This window comes from Vibrio sp. 1078-1 (genome assembly GCF_033340475.1).
The window spans coordinates 1-643 of record NZ_JAWOWM010000475.1 but is presented as its reverse complement, the minus strand read 5'-3'; the positions used below and the strand labels follow the sequence as shown (position 1 = coordinate 643).

General features: G+C 43.9%; 1 protein-coding gene. It reads right to left on the bottom strand.

The window, feature by feature from the left end:
* Positions 1-246 precede the first annotated feature (246 nt).
* Positions 247-643: FAD-dependent oxidoreductase (locus R7190_RS28275; protein ID WP_318137978.1), on the bottom strand; the 397-nt coding region annotated here is incomplete at its 5' end.

The following is a 643-nucleotide window of genomic DNA, read 5'->3' as shown; positions in this document are numbered from 1 at the left end:
TTGTAATGCAATTGTTAACTTTTTTGTCTATAAATCGTTTATAGCGTGATGGTGGGCACAGAATGGCTTGGTGTTGTTAAAATTTGGTTCTAGTTGATTATTGTGCGCAATTAGATGGGGAATTTATTGGTTTGATTAAATATGCAGCACGTTGTCATTTTAATGTGCTGCATATTCGATGAGTTAAAAATGCTAACTACTATGCAGTATGTGGAATAAAGGTCTGTTTGATTTTTGTGCGATTATTTACGCGTAACGAAGTAAGTTGAGCTCTGAGTTCTCCATGATTTTGGCTTTTTCACTTGTCATGATATTGGCCAATAAGTGCCCAGAACCACATGCCATTGTCCACCCTAACGTCCCATGCCCGGTATTAGTAAAGAGGTTGTCGTATGGCGTTGCACCTATGATTGGTGTGCCATCTGGCGTCATTGGGCGAAATCCTGTCCAGAATTCTGCTTGGCTGAAATCACCGCCGCGAGGGAACAAATCGCGAACCACCATCTCAATCGTGTTTTTGCGCTTTTGTGGCAAGGATGGGTCGAAACCGGCAAGCTCAGCGGTGCCAGCCACTCGTATGCGGTCATCAAATCGAGTCATAGCGACTTTGTAAGTCTCATCCATGACAGTAGAGCGCGGTGCG